Source organism: Nocardia sp. NPDC019219, from assembly GCF_040632645.1.
GTDB classification, from domain to species: domain Bacteria; phylum Actinomycetota; class Actinomycetes; order Mycobacteriales; family Mycobacteriaceae; genus Nocardia; species Nocardia sputorum.
In genome coordinates, this window is record NZ_JBEYCG010000003.1 from 470,780 (window position 1) to 486,225 (window position 15,446).

At 69.8% G+C, this 15,446-nt stretch carries 10 protein-coding genes and 1 tRNA gene; 5 read left to right on the plus strand and 6 right to left on the minus strand.

Annotation, left to right across the window (positions count from 1 at the left end; all coding sequences use genetic code 11):
- Positions 1-4: 4 nt before the first annotated feature.
- Positions 5-78: transfer RNA gene (locus ABZ552_RS09330), tRNA-Leu, on the plus strand.
- A 313-nt stretch (positions 79-391) separates the two neighbouring features.
- Here ABZ552_RS09330 and ABZ552_RS09335 read toward each other — a convergent pair.
- Complete coding sequence (locus tag ABZ552_RS09335) at positions 392-1,195, minus strand: SDR family oxidoreductase (RefSeq protein WP_281877606.1); 804 nt, start codon at positions 1,193-1,195, stop codon at positions 392-394.
- A gap of 448 nt (positions 1,196-1,643) precedes the next feature.
- Between ABZ552_RS09335 and ABZ552_RS09340 the strand changes: the two genes are divergently transcribed.
- Both ABZ552_RS09340 and ABZ552_RS09345 read left to right on the plus strand, forming a co-directional pair.
- Positions 1,644-3,047, plus strand: a complete 1,404-nt coding sequence (locus ABZ552_RS09340; RefSeq protein ID WP_357436342.1) for a three-helix bundle dimerization domain-containing protein — start codon at positions 1,644-1,646, stop codon at positions 3,045-3,047.
- A 115-nt stretch (positions 3,048-3,162) separates the two neighbouring features.
- Positions 3,163-3,489 carry a hypothetical protein gene (locus ABZ552_RS09345; protein WP_281877608.1) on the plus strand — a complete coding sequence of 109 codons (327 nt, stop codon included), beginning with the start codon at positions 3,163-3,165 and terminating at the stop codon, positions 3,487-3,489.
- 6 nt (positions 3,490-3,495) lie between these two features.
- Here the strand turns inward: ABZ552_RS09345 and ABZ552_RS09350 are convergent, their stop codons facing one another.
- The 5 genes from ABZ552_RS09350 to ABZ552_RS09370 all read right to left on the minus strand — a co-directional run bounded on the left by ABZ552_RS09350 (position 3,496) and on the right by ABZ552_RS09370 (position 12,570).
- Positions 3,496-9,663, minus strand: a complete 6,168-nt coding sequence (locus ABZ552_RS09350) for an amino acid adenylation domain-containing protein (protein ID WP_357436344.1) — start codon at positions 9,661-9,663, stop codon at positions 3,496-3,498.
- A 172-nt stretch (positions 9,664-9,835) separates the two neighbouring features.
- Positions 9,836-10,387 (minus strand): hypothetical protein, encoded by a 552-nt coding sequence (locus ABZ552_RS09355; protein WP_281877610.1) that lies wholly within the window; start codon positions 10,385-10,387, stop codon positions 9,836-9,838.
- A gap of 139 nt (positions 10,388-10,526) precedes the next feature.
- Positions 10,527-11,129 (minus strand): DUF305 domain-containing protein, encoded by a 603-nt coding sequence (locus ABZ552_RS09360; RefSeq protein WP_281877611.1) that lies wholly within the window; start codon positions 11,127-11,129, stop codon positions 10,527-10,529.
- Between the two features lie 86 nt (positions 11,130-11,215).
- On the minus strand, positions 11,216-11,947 hold the full coding sequence (locus ABZ552_RS09365; protein WP_281877612.1) for a hypothetical protein: 732 nt from the start codon (positions 11,945-11,947) through the stop codon (positions 11,216-11,218).
- Positions 11,948-11,994: 47 nt separating this feature from the next.
- Positions 11,995-12,570, minus strand: coding sequence for a hypothetical protein (locus tag ABZ552_RS09370; RefSeq protein WP_281877613.1), 576 nt, complete (start codon positions 12,568-12,570; stop codon positions 11,995-11,997).
- A 646-nt stretch (positions 12,571-13,216) separates the two neighbouring features.
- Here ABZ552_RS09370 and ABZ552_RS09375 point away from each other — a divergent pair.
- Entirely contained in the window at positions 13,217-14,368 is a 1,152-nt protein-coding gene (locus ABZ552_RS09375; RefSeq protein WP_281877614.1) for a methyltransferase, read from the plus strand.
- Positions 14,369-14,500: 132 nt separating this feature from the next.
- Positions 14,501-15,364, plus strand: a complete 864-nt coding sequence (locus ABZ552_RS09380; RefSeq protein ID WP_281877616.1) for a Bax inhibitor-1/YccA family protein — start codon at positions 14,501-14,503, stop codon at positions 15,362-15,364.
- Positions 15,365-15,446 lie beyond the last annotated feature (82 nt).

Genomic DNA, 15,446 nt, shown 5'->3' on the forward strand with positions numbered 1-15,446 from the left:
GGACGCCCCTATAGCCCAATTGGCAGAGGCAGCGGACTTAAAATCCGCCAAGTGTCGGTTCGAGTCCGACTGGGGGCACTGCTGCGACCGCAGGTAGGTCCGTTTCTTGTCGCCAGGGCTGCCGGTGTCGGCGCACCTCGGTCCGCAATGCGTCCGCAGCAGTGGAGGGCGCTCCTCGGGTCGATGAGCTGCTGCCCACCCAACCTCGGTGGCCATACCGTTGGCCAACGCCGACACCCAACCAGGTAAGTCCGCGGAACCGCGCTAGGAACGGCGCCGGGAATCGAGCGCGGCCGGTGAATCGTCTGCGCCCATCGACTCTGTGGTGTGGGGGCTACGCAGCTGCGGTGCGCGATGGAGGTGGGTAGCGGGCCTCACGGCCCGCAATCCGTCAACGCGAAAGGCCGTGGGCGCGGGCGATGATGCGTTCCATGGCGGTGCGGGGGAGGAGGCGGCGGAGGGTGAAGAGGGCGGGGGCGTTGCTGCCTACGGCGTAGAGGGGGTGGGGGCGGTCGGCTTCTATTGCTTTGACGATCGTGGTGGCGACCTTTTCGGGGGTGATGCCTTTGGCTTGGTTTTCGTCGAGTTTCGCCATGAAAGTGGTGAAGTCGGCGGTGTGGGGCGAGCCTTCGGTGAGGTATTTGGTGCGACGTTCGCGGAGGCCGGTGTCGATCTGGCCGGGCTCGACCGCGGTGATCCAGACGCCGAAGGGGGATTCCTCGAAGCGGGCGGCGACCGCGAAGCCGCGCAGTGCCGCCTTGGTGGCGACGTAGGAGGAGCGGTAGGGCATCGGGAAGCTGGCGAGCATCGAGCCGACCATGACGACGCGCCCGTATCGGCGTTCCCGCATGCCGGGCAACACCGCTTTGGTCAACGCGACCGGACCGAGCACGTTGAGCTGGAACAGTCGCTCGACGGCGTCGGTGGGCAGTTCGGCGAGCGGGCCCGCCTGGCTCTCGCCCGCGTTGTTCACCAAGACGTCGACCTGGTCCAGACCGGCCGCGAAGGCATCGATCGAGGCCGTATCGGTGAGGTCGAGCGCCCGGTATTCGACGCCCGGCAGCACGGCGTCGGAGCCGATGGCGTCGGGATTCCGGCTGGTGCCGATCACCCGGTACCCCCGCCCGGCCAGTGCGGCGGCCGTAGCCTTCCCGATTCCGGACGACGCACCGGTGACCACGGCGACCCGAGACATGACGCTCCTTTCGACGGCAAATACGCTGACGATATCGTCAACTTCCCGGTCGGCGCTACCGGAAAGTAACTTCGGTGCCGCACGTGCGGCCGTCGGCTGGGTGCGGAAGCGCGACGACTGCGACGTGAAGCCCTGCGGCGGTGGGAAACGGGAATACAACACGTGGTGGCGGCTCGGAGATTGCCCATTGAATTCTGCGTGGCGAGTTCGGGTCCCGGGCCGGTGTAGGCGGGCTGTCGCGTGCACCGCGCTCGAGCGGTTCGCAGGGCCTGTGAGCTGGGCGGACAGACGTGCGAGACGACGTGGGATACGCACCGGCGCAGGCGAAATCGTTCATCGGCGGGAAGTCTGCCCGGATGTCGGCGGCAACATGATGGGGCTAGTGTTGGCCGGCGCGGTGCAGGCCGGAGACGCTGCCGCGTTACCCCCCGACGCCGAGGAGACTGTGGTGGTTGTCGATACCGTCCGAGAGGAACAGGCGATCCGTCAGATGACGGAGCGGCTGGTCGAAAACTACACCGAGACTTATTCTCCGGAGCATATCCAGAGCACGGTAGGGGCGGCGCGAAAGAAGTTCGAGGGCCACCCGGTGCGGCAATTCGTTCCCATTCTGGTCGAGCGGGTGGTGCGGCGGGAGTTGGAGAAGTCCCCCGAAGCGGAAGTCCAGCCCACTACGGTCCCGATGGACAAGGCGCAGGCGCCCTCCGCGACCTTTTCGGGAAAAATCTCGGAATTGCGTGCGGTGTGGTCGTCGAAGAAGCGTTTCGCACCATATGCGGTGGGCGCCGTCGTCATCCTGACGGTGATCGCCGTCGCCCTCGCCGTGCGGCAACCCGCTCCCGAGGCGCCCGCTGCCGCGCCGTCTCCCGCCGCGCCGCTCACCGTCGTCCATGGCGTGGTCGGGTCCGAGAAGATGGGTTTCTTCCAGGACCAGAAGGTGATCGACGCGCTGGCGCGCAACGGCGTCCGGGTCGAGGTCGAGCCCGCCGGGTCGCGCCAGATCGCCACGTCCATCGATCTCGCGAAATTCGATTTCGCTTTCCCGTCCAGTGAACAGGCGGCCGAGCGAATCCAGCGGCAGCGCAACGTCACCGTGAAATACACGCCGTTCTCCTCGCCGATGGCCATCGCGACGTTCACGCCGATCACCGAACTGCTCGCCAAGGCGGGAGCGCTGCGCCCCGGCCCGGTGCCGACGCTGGACCTGCGCCGCTACCTCGAAATCGTCCGCAACGGAACCCGCTGGGACGAGCTGCCCGACAACGCCGCGTACCCGGTGCGCAAGAACATCCTGATCTCCACCACCGATCCGCGCAGCTCGAATTCGGCGGCCATGTATCTGGCCGCCGCCAGCTATGTCGCGAACAACAACACGATCGTGCAGGGACCGGCCGCCGAGCAGGCCGTCCTGCCCGCGGTGTCGCGGCTGTTCGTGGGCCAGGGGTACACCGAGAACACCACCGATGGCCCGTTCAACAACTACCTCGCCACCGGGATGGGCCCGACGCCGATGGCGTGGATCTACGAGGCGCAGTACGTCGAGGCGATCGTGCGCGGCCAGGTGAAACCCGAGATGACGCTGCTGTACCCGTCTCCGACGGTGCTGTCCCGGCACACGCTGGTGCCGTTCGGCGCGACCGGCGACCGGCTGGGCCGCCTGCTGTCCACGGATCCGGAGTTGCAGCGGCTGGCCGCCGAGCACGGCTTCCGCACCAACGACGGCGCGCAGTTCGCGAAGGTCGCCGCCGAACGCAAAGCCCCGGTGCCCGCGGAGCTGCTGGACGTCGTCGCCACCCCGACCTACGACACCCTGGAGCATCTGCTCGACGGAGTCACCAAGACCTACAACTGAAGCCACGTCCCGGTCCGGGTGTGTCCGCGCTCGCGTTTCGGTGGAGACGATCCGGGCATCCTTCCCGCATCAGATACCGCGACAGCGGCCGGTATCGCGGCGGGAGGAAACACCAGTGACAGCGGACGACGGACCATGGGAGATACCTCCCATCGATGACGCTCCGGACATCGCGCGCGACCCCGCGCCGCCGCCGGGATCGACGCTGGCCGACACCAGGAACTGGGCGGGGTTCGGGTTGCTGCTGCTCGCGGCGGCCGGTGCGATAGCCGCCGCGGTGCTCGCGGGCTCCGGGCTGGCCCGTTCGTCCGTCGTCGCCGCGATCATCGCGGCCGTCTTCCTGCTGGCCGGTGTGGGCATGATCGTGCTGGAGCAGGTGCGCGCACGAGCCCAGGCCCGCCGGCGCAGCGAGGAGCCCGCCGCCGCGCCGCCGGGGTACTGAGCATCCTCAGTCCACGGGCAGGAAACCTGACTCGATGAACTCCCGCACGAAGGTGTCCACCACCGTGCGGTCCACCTGCGGGCAATCCACCCCGGTGCCCGCCAACGCGGCGCGGGCATGCTCGTCGCCCCAGTCCAGATGACCGGCGAGCCGGGCGAAGTCATGACTCAGTAGTGCCGCACGCACCAGCGAATCGTCGCCGAGCGCGTCGAGCCGCCGCGCTTCCCTGGCCAGGCCCGCACGCACGGTGTCCTCCGGCATCGTCGCCACCGGGAGCCCGTGCGCTCGCAGACTGGCGAGGATCTCGCCGACCGCCACCGGGGCTCGGTTGACCAGGTGATAGACGGTTCGCGCGCGCGGGCGGACGGAGATTTCCACAATCGCGCCCGCCACGTAGCTCACCGGAACCAAGGAGACGGTCGCGTCGCCGACGTCGGGCGCCATGCCGAGCATCGCGGCGGCTCGCACCATGTTCCACAGCGAGTCCTGCGGGCTGTTCACGCCGACCTCGGGGCACCCGCAGATGGTGCCAGGGCGGTAGATGGCGATGGGCACGCCGCGCTCGCCGGCCTGCCGGACCAGCTCCTCGGCGACCCATTTGGACGCGAGGTAGCCGTTGCCGGACACCTGATCGGCGCCCAGCCGGACGTCCTCGGTGACCACCGGCGACTTCGGCGCGGCGGCGACGGCCGCACCCATGGTGGAGACCAAGTGGAACGGCTTGACTCGCCGAGTGGTCGCCAGCCGCAGCAGTTCTCGCGTGCCTTCGACGTTGGCCTGCCGGAGCCGGGCGTAGGGGTCGACGTGATTGACGCGCGCGCCGTTGTGGTAGATCACGTCGATGCTGTCGGCCAAGCACTCGTAGTCGGCGGGGCCGAGGCCGAGGCGCGGCGCGGTGAGGTCTCCCGCGACGACGACGATCCGCTCCGCGGCGGTCGTCCCGGCGAGCCGGTAGCGGCTCAGCGCGGCCAGGATCCGGTCGATGCCTTCCTCGGCGTCGTCGGCGCGCACCACGCACCACACTCGCGCGTCGGTGCGGTCCAGCAATTCTTGCAGCAGGTGGGCGCCGAGGAAGCCGGTCGCGCCGGTCAGCAGCACCTCCTGCGGCGGCCCGGAGTGCGCCGGCCGGCATCCGCCGATGCCGATCTCCGGCTCCAGCACGGCGTCGCGTTCCGGCGTGGGAGCGGTGGGGGCGCACTCGCCGGCCAACCGCGCCGCGAGGCCGCCCACGGTCGGGGCCGCGAGGATCGCCGACATCGGCACGTCGCGCCGCAGCCGGTCCGACAGTCGCTGGTGCAGCGTGAACGCGAGCAGCGACGATCCGCCGAGCTCGAAGAAGTCGTCGCCGACGCCGATCGGCGACACCGCGAGCACCTCGGCGAAGACCTCCGCGATCGCGCGCTCCAGCGGAGTGCCGGGGCGCACCTCGGTGCGTGCGGCGAACACCGGCTGGGGCAGTGCGGCTCGGTCGAGCTTCCCGCTGGTGTTCACCGGGAAGGCGTCCAGCGCCAGCACCGCCGACGGCACCATGTATCCGGGCAGCACCCGAGCGACCGAGTGCCGCACCGCGTCCGGGTCGACCGTGGCTCCCGGCGCGGCGACCACATAGCCGACCAGCCGGTCTCCGGCATCGGAGCCCTTGACCGCCACCGCGGCCCGGCCCACCGCCGGATCGGCCAGCAGTGCGGCTTCGATCTCACCGAGTTCGATGCGATGGCCGCGGACCTTGACCTGGAAGTCGGTGCGACCCAGATAGTCGAGGTTGCCGCCGCGGTTCCATCGCACGAGGTCACCGGTCCGGTACATCCGCTCGCCGGGATGCGACGGATCGGCGACGAACCGGGCCGCGGTCAGGCCGGATGCGCCGTGATAACCCCGGGCCAGCTGAACGCCACCCAGGTACAGTTCGCCCGCCACACCCACCGGAACCGGCCGCAGACGACCGTCCAGGACCTGGCACCGCGAATTCCACTCCGGCACACCGATGGAGACAGTAGGGGCGGTGTGGTCGGCTGCCGAGACGGCGTGCCGGGTGATGCTCACCGCGGCCTCGGTGGGTCCGTACAGGTTGTGCAACCCGGCCCCGCTCACACTCGCGAAGGCCCGCGCGGTCTCCGGGGGCAGTGCCTCGCCGATGACGAAAATGTCTCGGAGCGAAGACAAGTCGTCGTTTGTCGCGTGCTGGGCGAAGACGGTGAGCATCGCGGGAACGAAATCGGTGAGGGTCACCCGATGCTCGGCGATCAGTCGGCCCAGTGCCGCCGGGTCGCGATGCTCCTCCGGGCCGGCCAGCACCAGCCGTGCACCCGCGCGCAAAGGCAGGAAGTAGCCCCACAGCGACACGTCGAAGGTCGCGGGGGTCTTGTGCAGATAGACGTCGGTGGCGTCGACGCGGTACTCGGCCTGCATCCAGGCGAGCTGGTGCACGATCGCCCGATGGCTGACCGCCACGCCCTTGGGGCGACCGGTCGAGCCGGAGGTGTAGATGAGGTAGGCGGGGTGGTCGGCGTGCCAGCGCGCCCGGCGCTCGGTGTCGCGCACGGGTTCGCAGCCGAAGCGGTCGAGATCCAGGGCATCGATGTCGTACGCCTCGGTGACCGTGAAGTCGTCCGCGGCGGTGGTCAGCACACACCGTGGCGACGCCGACTCGAGCACGTACCGGATGCGTTCGGCCGGATGGCCGGGATCGATCGGCACCCAGGCCGCGCCCGCCGCCACGATCGCCTGCAGCGCGACGACCTGCTGGATCGACCGCCGCATCGCCACCGCCACGACGCTCTCCGGTCCCACGCCCCGCTCGATCAGCCAGCGGGCCAGGCGCGCGGAGCGCTCGCACAGGTGCGCGTAGGTCAGCGTCTCCGGCCCGCACACCACGGCGATCGCGTCCGGCGTCGCCGCGGCATGCCGCGCCGTCGCCGCGGTGAGCGGCTCGGCCGGGACGGCGTACTCGGCTCCGGCGCCCCAGGACCGGATGCGCTTGTGCTCGACCGGGTCCATGATGTCGATGTCCCCGACGACTGCGCCGGGCTCGGCCGCGACCTGCCGCAGAATGCGGATGTAGCCGTCCAGGAAGCGCTGCACGGTGTGCTCGTCGAACAAGTCGGTGCTGTAACCGAATCGGATGATGATCTCGCCGGGCTCGCCGTCGTCGTCGCGGGTGTCCACCACACCGATGTGCAGGTCGGTCTTCGCCGTGTCGGCGTCCACGTCGAGGAACGACACGCTCGGCCCGGACAGCTCGAGGGTGGCCTGCGTGAAGTTCTGGAACGCGAAGCCGACCTGGTAGAGCGGGTGCCGTCCGGGCGAGCGGGTCGGATCGACCGCGTCGACCACATGCTCGAAGGGCACCTCGGAGTGCGCGAAGTTGACCAGGTCCCGCTCCCTGGTGCGGCGCAGCAGAGCGGTGAAACGCTCCGCGGGCTCGATCCTGGTCCGGGAGACGGTCGTATTGACGAACATGCCGACGACATCCGCGAGCGCGGGCTCGGCTCGATTGGTCATCGGCACGCCGATCGCGATGTCGGTGCCGCCGGACAGGCGGGCCAGCAGCACGGCGAGCGCCGAGCGCATCACCATGAACAGCGTCGCCCGGTGGGCGCGGGCGAGCGTGAGCAGGTCCTGGTGCAGGGTCGCGGGCACCGACCGCTGGGTGGCCGAGCCGCGCAGTGTCGCCACCGGTGGGCGGGGCCGGTCGGCGGGCAGATCGAGTTCGTCCGGCAGGCCGGCCAGCTCTGCGGTCCAGTACGCCAGTTGTCGCGACAGCAGAGAATCCGGGTCGTCGCGGGAACCGAGCAATTCCTTCTGCCACAGGGCGTAGTCGGCGTACTGCACGTCCGGCGGCTGCCAGGCCGGAGCGGCGCCCGCGCTCCGGGCGGCGTAGGCCATGGCCACGTCGCGGGCCAGCGGCGCGAGCGACGACCCGTCCGCGCAGATGTGGTGCAGAGCGCAGACCAGGACGTATTCGGTGGGGGTGTGCAGCAGCCGGACGCGCAGCGGCACTTCGGCCGACACGTCGAACCCGTGCCGCAGGATCGCGCGTACCCGGTCGGGTACCGCGTCGTCGGGCAGCTGCTCCACCGCGAAATCGTCCACCACAGCGTCGGTGTCGAGGATCAGCTGCCGCGGTCCGGTCTCGTCGGCCGGGTACTTCGTGCGCAACGCCTCGTGCCGTTCGACGGTGTCGGCGAACGCCGCGCGCAAGGCGGGGACGTCCAGTTCCGACAGCCGTAGCGCGAAGCCGATGTTGTCCACCGAGGACGTCGTGTCGAACTGGTTGCGCAGCCAGAACCGCAGCTGGGCGGGTGACAGCGGGATGCGCTGCGGCCTGGCCTGCGCGCGCAGCACCGGCCGGGCCGTGTCGAACTGCTGCGAGCGAACGGCCTTCGCCAAGGTGGTGACCGTCGGATGGTCGAACACCAGCCGCGGCGGAATGCGCAGCCGCCAGGTTTCGCTCAGGCGCGCGGCGACCTGGGTCGCCAGCAGCGAATTGCCGCCCGCCGCGAAGAAGTCGGCGTCGGCGCTGAACCGCTCGCGGCCGAGCACATGTGCGAACACCTCGGCGACCGTTTCCTCGCCGAGGTCGGCGGCGGGCCGATGGTCCGGCTCGTCGAGGGCACGCACGCGCAGCGCGGGCCGGTCGGCCTTACCCGTCGGGGTGCGCGGGATCCGGTCCACGACCGTGATCGTGTTCGGCACCATGTATTTCGGCAACAGTGTGGCCAGCGCGTCGGCCAGAGCCGAGGTGTCAGGAGCGTGTCCCGGTTCGGGCTGGACGAACGCGGCCAGCGTGGTCTCGCCCGAGGCGGTCTTGCGGTCGACGGTCACGGCCAGCCGGACGCCGGGCCGAGTCGAGAGGATCGCGTCGATCTCGCCGAGTTCGATCCGGAAGCCCCGGACCTTGACCTGGTCGTCGGCCCGGCCGAAATAGTCGAGAGCGCCGGTGGTGGTGCGGCGGACGAGGTCGCCGGTGCGGTACATCCGGGAGCCGGGCGGTCCGAACGGGTCGGCGAGGAACCGTTGCGCGGTCAGATCGGGTCGCCCGTGATATCCCCTCGCCACCCCGGGCCCCGACACGTACAGCTCGCCGACGACGCCGGCGCCGACCGGCCGCAGCCGGTGATCGAGCACCTGGCAGCGCATCCCCGGCACGGCCGACCCGATGGTGACCGGTGCGTCCGGTGCCAACGCGGGGCTGAGCGTCGCCACGATGGTGGACTCGGTCGGGCCGTAGGCATTGTGGAACAGGCGCCCGCCGGTCGCCCAGTGCCGTGGCAGCATCGGTGCGCAGGGCTCGCCGCCGACCATGACAGAGCGCAGGGCGGGCAGTCCGGCCGGTTCGATGGTGGCCAGTGCGGACGGGGTGAGGAAGGCGTGGGTGATGGCCTGCCGCGCCAGCAGTTCCACCAGGGCGGCGCCGCCGTAGAGGGTCGGCGGGGCGATCACCAGCGTGGCGGCGGCGGAAATCGCGAGCAGCAACTCCAGGATCGAGGCGTCGAAACTCGGTGACGCGAAGTGCAGCACCCGCGCGTCCTTGTCCAGCGCGTGCCGGGTGGCCAGTTCGGCACACAGCGGGGCCAGCCCGGCGTGGGTGACGGTGACGCCTTTCGGGCGTCCGGTCGACCCGGACGTGTAGATCACGTAGGCCGCGTGGGCGGGCCGAAGCCGTACCGGGCGTTCGAAATACGCGATCGGACTCGCTGGGTTCGCCGCCACCTGCGCGGCCACCTCGGCATCGTCCAACGCGAGCCAGCGCACCTCGGCGGGCAGCGCGGTCGCATGTTCGGTGCGCGTCAAGCCCAGCACGACGCCACTGTCGGATACCTGGAATCGGATACGGGACAACGGAAGTGCCGGATCGATGGGGACGAACGCCGCGCCGGTCTTCGCGATGGCCCACACCGCCAGCACCGAATCGAGCGAACGCGGCAGTGTCACCGCTACCGCCGATTCCGGCCCCGCGCCCGCCGCCAGCAGCGTGCGAGCCAGGCGGGACGACTGGGCGTCGAGGTCGCGGTAGGTGATCTCGGTGTCGTCGGACAGCACCGCGATGCCGTCCGGATTGTGCTCCGCCGCTGCGGTCAGCAGCGCGGCGAACGTCGGTGTGGCCGAGTCGGTTGACCTGCGGCGTCGGCTGTTCCGGGCGGGGGGACGGGGATTCCGGATACCGCTGGTCATATCTTCGTCCCGTTCCGCGTGGCAGTAAACGCGCCAGATGCTATAGCCGCCTAGGGCGATTCCTCACCGATGAGAAGGAGGCCGCCCACTTCCGCGCTCGGGTCACCCGTCGGCGTGCACGGCGATGCCGTCCAGCACGCAGGTGACGGTTACCGGCCGGAACAGGTGCCGGTCAACGTGTGCCGTGACCGTGGCAGGCCGTCAGCGCGGTGTTCTTGGTGGCGTTGAACCGGTCGATCGCCGTGTTGAGAGTGTCGGTGTCCGCGCGGCGGGCCAGCGTGTCGGCCAGGGCGTTGGTGTCGTCGCGGTAGGCGCGCAGCGGGGTGGCGATCGCGGACGGCACGTCTCTGGTCACGTTCTGGTCGACCGAGCGCGCATTGTTGCGCAGCGTCGAGACAGCGGTGTCGGCCTTGCTGTCGGTATCGGGATCTCCGCGCCCGTTGGAGTTGCTGGCATCGATGTAGTCGTTGAACGCCCGTACCGAGCTCCCGTTCGCGGCCAGGAAGGCGTCACAGGCCGAGCCGGTCGCGCGTTCGACGGCGGCGGCCCGCGACGACGAGGCGGCGGCCGAGGAGGAGGTGACCTCGGAGGCGTACGCGGCCAGGTCGGTCCGGTTCACCTCCGCCGTACCGGAGACTTGCTGTGCGCAGGCGCCGATGAGCAGCACGCCCGCCGTGACGGCCACCGCGGCCGCGAGCAGGCCCGCGCGTTCGAATCGTCGCATGGTCGGTCCCTCACTCCCCTCGGACGTCCGGCCGGGACAGATGGACAGTGCCGGACGATCCGACCGTACGTCGTGCGGGCGGGACACGCGCGCCCGCGCCGATATCGATGGTCAACCGATATCGGCGCGGTCACCGGGTTCAGCTCTGGCCGAGCATGGTCCGCATCTGCTCGATCTCGACCCGCTGGGCGGCGATGATCGCCTGGGCCAGCGCCTTGGCGTCGGCGTTCCGGCCGTCGGCCAGCTCCGTTTCGGCCATGGTGATCGCGCCCTGGTGGTGCTCGATCATCATGGTCAGCCACTGACGGTCGAAATCGGGACCGGAGGCTGCCCGCAGCGCCGCCATCTGTTCGGCGGACATCATGCCGTGGCCGCCGTGTCCCTCGCTCGTGGTGGGCGCGGGCTTGCCGAAGCTCTGCAAGAGGGCGGTGATCTGCTGCATCTCCGGGGCCTGGGCTTGCTCGACCTGCGTCGCGAGCGCCCGCAACTGCTGGTTGTCGGTGTGGCTCGGCACCAACCGCGCCATATCGACGGCCTGGGCGTGATGCGGATACATCATCTGCAGGAATGTCACGTCGGCGTCGTCGTACTCGGCGCGCGCCGGTGCGCTCGTGCTCGCCGAGGTGGTTGCCGAAGTGCCGTGCTCGGTGGTGTGCCCGGTATCGGCGTCGCCGCATCCGGCGAGACCCACCGCGGCGACCGCGGCGAGGACGAGGACCGAGCGGGTACGAGTGATGAACATGGGTGCTCCTTGCGAAGGGCGAAGTCTGGGGATCGGAGTCGACGAGGCCGCGACCGTGGTTCGGACACACGGCCGCGGCGGACCTGTCAGATCCGCAGAATCGCCAGTTCGGCCAAGGTGAGCACGGTCCACGGCGGTGGTCGTTCCCGCCGTGCCCGCCAGTGCCGCGGCCGTGCCGCACCGGCGCCGGGGCGATCGACCGCCATCCGGTACAGCAGCACCAACGCGCCCAGCATGAGCAAAGCGACCAGGATGAAAACGCAGCCGTGCCGCATGTCGTGACCCCCGTCGCACCCGCCGCCCGCGCAGTGGGGAAGCTTCGTCGCGACGAGGACTGGTGCGGTTCCGCTGTGTGATGCGGTGGCGGCGAGTGCTGGCGGGGTTCCGGTCCGCGCTGCGGTGGCGGCGAGCGCTCGCCCGATTTCGGCGTGCGCGGCCGTGTCTACAGCCGCGATCGCTCGCCCGGCGAAGAAATCGCCGGGCGCGACTACCGGTGTATGCGCCGCGCGGAGGAAATCACCGTCCGCAAGGTGAGCGGGGTCCTGCGACCGAAGTCGATCGTGGCCGCTCGACGGGCGTGGCGATGTCGCATGGTGCGAGCTGGTCGCCTCGTGACCGGTGGCGTGGCGAGGAGCGGCAGCCGCCCCAGGGTTGTCGGCCGCGGGGACGAGCGTCGCGGCGACGTGCGCACCGGCGATATGGACGTGTTCCGAGGCTCCGAAGATCACCGAATGCATGGCGACGACCCCGAGCAGGAGCGTCAGCAGCCCGAGCAGCCGGGACGGCCCGGCGGCGCGGAGTCTGCGGTGATCGACCACGAGTACCGAGTCTAGCCGGTGGTTCGCGGCATACGGGGTACCCGTATCTACGGGCTGGTGATGTCCACGACCAGCCGGGTGGGGTTGGCCAGCGCGGTGACGGTGAAAGCGGGCCGGTCGGCCTGCACGCCGATGAACGACTGCGTGACGCCCTCGTACACGGTCGTCCGATAGACACCCGCGATGCCGGGGACGTCCGGATTCACCGCCGGGTCGGGGCCCGCGTACGGTGTCACGCCACTGTCGAACGGATAGGCGGAGCCGAGAATCCGCACTTCCAGGATCGACCGGCCCGCCACGTCCACCGGGTTGCCACTGCCGTCCTGCACGGCGCGGTCGGTGTACCGGACGACCCAGCCGGGCGTGCCGACGCCGCCGAGTTCGTAGACCACGCGATCGAAACCGGCTTGACGCCCCAGGCGAACGTCGGTCACCGTGAGCGCCGCGTCACCGGAGGGCTGGCCCTGCTTCGGCGCGGCGTCGCCCGGGACCGGGGCCTGCGCCGCCGCGGCGGATGTCCGGGTCGTCGAGGCGACCGGGAGGCCCGGCCCCGCCCCGCCGTCACCGCAGCCCGTGAGCAGTGCCGTAGCGGCCGCGGCCAGGAACACCATCCTGTTGCGCATGGGCTGATGCTACTCAGCGGAACGCGTCGAATGGCGTAACCGGAGCGCGTTGCGGCTGATTCGCCCCGGGCCGGTCGATGACGTGCGCACGTGTGCGGGCGATCGCGGAGCCTGCCGGTCCGCCGGTCCGGCAGGTCTGATTGCTATCCGATTGCCCTAGCTTGTATTCGGTGCGTAAGGACCCTGGCCTGACGTGTGCAGCGAGTGTCGGAGCCCGATCGTCCTCTCATCGAGCCGGGCAATCGGCGTCCATCGTGCGCTGCGGCTGCGGTAACCGATGTCGGCGCAGGATCTTTCGGGTGGACCGCATTCTCCGCTTCGCGTAGCGATCGCACTTCGGGGCTGGTACGGCACACTCGGACTGCCGTTCATCTCTTCGAGTCAGCGGTGCTCCCGCTTGGAACTGACGACCACCCGGCGCCGTCACCGTGCCCCGTCGCACACCCGGCGCCGTGCGAGCGCTCGCGCTTTCCGGCTGCCGGGCTCGTGCGCTCGAACTCGTCGCCTCCCGACTGCTGCTCGAAGTTCCGGCCAAAAGCCCTGTCCTGACGCGGTTCAGCGCGCAAGCCGCCATGCCGGGAACGCGACACGATCGATTGGCCGGGGTGGGCGCGGCCTTACGGCAACGATCTAGCACACTTGAGGTGTGGGAGATGTCGAGGACGTACTGAGCCGGCTGCGGCGGTACCCGGACGTGGAGGCGCTGAACCTCTACGCGGTGGACGCCGCCGATCGGCTGATCCTCGACGTCGCGGCCGACGCCCTGTCGACCGTCGATAGCGGCAAAGTAGCCGTTATCGGTGACGCCTATGGTGCGCTGACCCTCGGCGCCATCGCGGGGCACGATCTGCGCGACGTCCGGGTACATCAAGACCTGCTCACCGGCGAACTCGCACTCGCCAACAACGCGCGTGCGGCGGGACTGTCGGATCGCTACACGGCGCATCCCCTCGGTCCAGGGTTGCTGCGCGATGCCCAGGTGGTCCTGCTTCGCCTGCCCCGTGTACTCGCCGGGCTGGCCGAGGTGGCCGACGCCATCGCCCGCTACGCGGATCCGGCGGTCGAGGTGTACGCGGGCGGGCGAGACAAGTATCTGACCAAGTCGATGAACGAGGTTCTCGCGCAGTCGTTCTCCGAGGTGCGCGCCAGCCGCGGCAGGCAGAAGTCGCGGACGCTGCTGGTCGCCGGACCCAAACCCGTGGCCGAACAGGCGTTTCCGGTGCGCGAGCGGCTGGACGAACTCGGTTTCGAGGTGGTCGCGCACGGTGCGGCGTTCTCCGGTGCCCGCCTGGACATCGGCACCAGATTCCTGCTCGAGCACCTGAGACTGATGAAGCCGGACGCGCGCGACGCCATCGATCTCGGCTGCGGCACCGGCATCCTGGCCGTGGCGCTGGCGACGGCGCGGCCGGGCATCAAGGTGATCGCCACCGATCAATCCGCCGCGGCGGTCGCGTCGGCGCGAGCCACCACCGAGGCGAACGGGGTCGCCGACCGGGTGTGCGTGGTACGCGACGACGCCATGTCCTCGGCCGCGGACAACAGCGCCGACCTCGTGCTGTGCAATCCGCCGTTCCACGTCGGCGCGGCCGTGCACACCGGATCGGCGATCAAGATGTTCGCCGAGACCGGGCGGGTGCTGCGCCCGGGCGGCGAGCTGTGGACGGTGTACAACTCACATCTGAACTATCGGGCCGTGGTCGAACGGATGGTGGGCCGGACCGAGGTGATGGGCCGCAACCGGAAATTCACCGTGACTCGTTCGGTGCGTGGCTTGCACGACCCGCGGCAGCGGTAGAGTCCGAATTGTCCGGCTCCGAGAGACTCCCCGGGAACTCGCGACGGATGACAAACGTTGGACAGGGCAGTTGGATATCGAGTGAAGGAACTCGATGAACAGCGGCAACGACTCCAGAAAGGGACGCCGTTCATGCGTACCACGAGCAATCCGGTTTTCAGGAACCTGCCCAGGCAGGAGGGCGGTGGATACGCCAGCTTCGGTTCCGGCGTGACCTCCGCGGGACAGTTCGGCAACCAGTACGGCCAGTACCCGCAGGGCCAGGGCCAGTACCCGCAGCCCTACCAGCAGGCTCCCCCCACCACGCGCTCGATGACCATCGACGACGTGGTGACCAAGACGGGCATCACCCTGGCGGTGCTGGCCCTGTCCGCGATCGTCTCCTACGGCCTCACCAACGCGAACACCTCGCTCGCGCCGCTGTTCGTGATCGTCGGCGGCTTGGTCGGCCTGGTGCTGGTGCTGGTCGCGACCTTCGCGAACAAGATGGACAACCCGGTGCTCGTGTTGTCCTACGCCGTTGCAGAGGGCTTGTTCCTGGGTGCGCTGTCGTTCATGTTCACCAACGTCGAGTTCGGCGGGGTCGGCGGTAGCGCCCTGATCGGTCAGGCGGTGCTCGGCACCTTCGGTGTCTTCGCGGGCATGCTGGTGGTCTACAAGACCGGCGCCATCCGGGTGACGCCGCGCTTCACCAGGATCATCGTCGGCGCCATGATCGGCATCCTGGTGCTGATGCTGGGCAACCTGGTCGCGAGCTTCTTCATCGACGGCGGCCTCGGCCTGCGCGACGGCGGCCCGCTGGCGATCGTGTTCAGTCTGGTGGTCATCGCCATCGCCGCGTTCAGCTTCCTGCTCGACTTCGACGCCGCCGATCAGCTGATCCGGGCGCAGGCTCCGGAGCGGGCGGCCTGGGGCGTCGCCCTCGGCCTCACCGTCACCCTGGTCTGGCTGTACGTCGAGATCCTGCGGTTGCTGAGCTACTTCCAGAACGACTAGCCATAGCGAGAAGGGGGGGGGGGGGGGGGTGGGGGGGGGCCCGCGAGGGCGTTGCGCTGAGGCGTGGTGGTGGGGTGGGGCT

Coding starts and splice junctions, on each gene's coding strand:
- ABZ552_RS09370 (WP_281877613.1), bottom strand. CDS start 12,570: ATGCGCAACAGGATGGTGTTCCTGGCCGCGGCCGCTACGGCACTGCTC.
- ABZ552_RS09335 (WP_281877606.1), bottom strand. CDS start 1,195: ATGTCTCGGGTCGCCGTGGTCACCGGTGCGTCGTCCGGAATCGGGAAG.
- ABZ552_RS09380 (WP_281877616.1), top strand. CDS start 14,501: ATGCGTACCACGAGCAATCCGGTTTTCAGGAACCTGCCCAGGCAGGAG.
- ABZ552_RS09350 (WP_357436344.1), bottom strand. CDS start 9,663: ATGACCAGCGGTATCCGGAATCCCCGTCCCCCCGCCCGGAACAGCCGA.
- ABZ552_RS09355 (WP_281877610.1), bottom strand. CDS start 10,387: ATGCGACGATTCGAACGCGCGGGCCTGCTCGCGGCCGCGGTGGCCGTC.
- ABZ552_RS09360 (WP_281877611.1), bottom strand. CDS start 11,129: ATGTTCATCACTCGTACCCGCTCGGTCCTCGTCCTCGCCGCGGTCGCC.